This window comes from Pacificimonas aurantium (genome assembly GCF_020092905.1).
In the GTDB taxonomy this organism is placed as follows: domain Bacteria; phylum Pseudomonadota; class Alphaproteobacteria; order Sphingomonadales; family Sphingomonadaceae; genus Pacificimonas; species Pacificimonas aurantium.
In genome coordinates, this window is sequence record NZ_JAGSGB010000008.1 from 1 (window position 1) to 1,511 (window position 1,511).

Consider the following 1,511-nt stretch of genomic DNA (forward strand, 5'->3'; position numbering starts at 1 on the left):
TGTCCCCCGTCAGCACGTATGGCACAGATTTGAGGTTGTGATTTAAGGAGGATTTGGGCTTCGTCGTAGTGACGAAGGAACGAAGATGAAGCCCAAATCCTCCAATGCAAAATCGCCTGCCGAGCAGGTGGTGAAGGACATCCGCCGCAAGACCCGTCGGCACTTCTCTGCAGAAGACAAGATCAGGATCGTGCTCGATGGCCTGCGTGGCGACGACAGCATTGCCGAGTTGTGTCGCAAGGAAGGCATTGCCCAGAGCCTGTATTACACCTGGTCCAAGGAGTTCATGGAGGCCGGCAAGCGCCGGTTGGCTGGCGATACCGCGCGGGCGGCGACCACGGACGAGGTCAAGGACCTGCGCCGCGAAGCCCGCGATCTGAAAGAGTGCGTGGCCGACCTGACGCTGGAGAACCGTCTACTCAAAAAAAGCATGACCGGGCCTGGGGAAGACGACGCATGAGGTATCCTGCATCCGAGAAGCTGGAGATCATCCGTATCGTCGAGCAATCGCACCTGCCCGCCAAGCGCACGCTGGACCAGCTCGGCATCCCCCGCCGGACCTTCTATCGCTGGTATGACCGCTATCTCGAAGGCGGACCGGAGGCGCTGGCAGACCGGCCATCGACGCCGAGCCGGGTGTGGAACCGCATCGGCGACGATATCCAGCAGCAGATAGTCGAGATGGCGCTGGATCAGACCGAGCTGTCCCCTCGCGAGCTGGCAGTGCGCTTCACCGACGAGAAGCGTTACTTCGTATCCGAAGCGACGGTTTACCGGCTGTTGAAGGCTCACGACCTGATCACCAGCCCGGCCTACACGGTGATCAAGGCGGCAGAGGCGTTCCACACGCAGACCACGCGCCCCAACGAGATGTGGCAGACCGATTTTACCTACTTCAAGATCATCGGATGGGGCTGGGTCTACCTATCCACCGTGCTCGACGATTACTCGCGCTACATCATTGCCTGGAAGCTCTGCACCACCATGCGGGCCGAGGACGTCACCGAGACGCTGGACATGGCGCTGGTCGCCTCGGGCTGCGACCACGCCAACGTGCTGCACCGGCCTCGCCTGCTCAGTGACAATGGTCCCAGCTACATCGCTGGCGAACTGGCCCAGTACATCGAGAGCAAAAAGATGAGCCATGTGCGAGGCGCCCCCTTCCATCCGCAGACCCAGGGCAAGATCGAACGCTGGCACCAGACCCTGAAGAACCGTGTGCTGCTGGAGAACTACTTCCTGCCCGGCGATCTCGAAAGCCAGATCGAGGCCTTCGTCGAGCACTATAACCACCAGCGCTATCACGAGAGCCTCGACAATGTGACGCCCGCCGATGCCTACTTCGGTAGGGCACCCGCGATCATCAAACGAAGAGAAGGGATCAAGCGAAAGACACTCGAACATCGGCGCTTGCAACACCGCAGGCTCGCCGCCTAAACATCAACCTCAGACGAGGTCCACGCTCCGCAAGCCTACGCCGCGAGTTGTGCCAAATGTTCTGACGACGGACA

General features: G+C 60.5%; 1 protein-coding gene. It reads left to right on the forward strand.

Annotation, left to right across the window (positions count from 1 at the left end):
• The first annotated feature begins 85 nt into the window (after positions 1 to 85).
• Positions 86 to 1,437 (forward strand): IS3 family transposase gene (locus tag KCN53_RS15960; RefSeq protein WP_224199818.1). Its coding sequence is split into 2 segments (ribosomal slippage): positions 86 to 421 and positions 424 to 1,437, totalling 1,350 coding nucleotides; the frame shifts between segments, so codons are not numbered across the junction.
• Positions 1,438 to 1,511 lie beyond the last annotated feature (74 nt).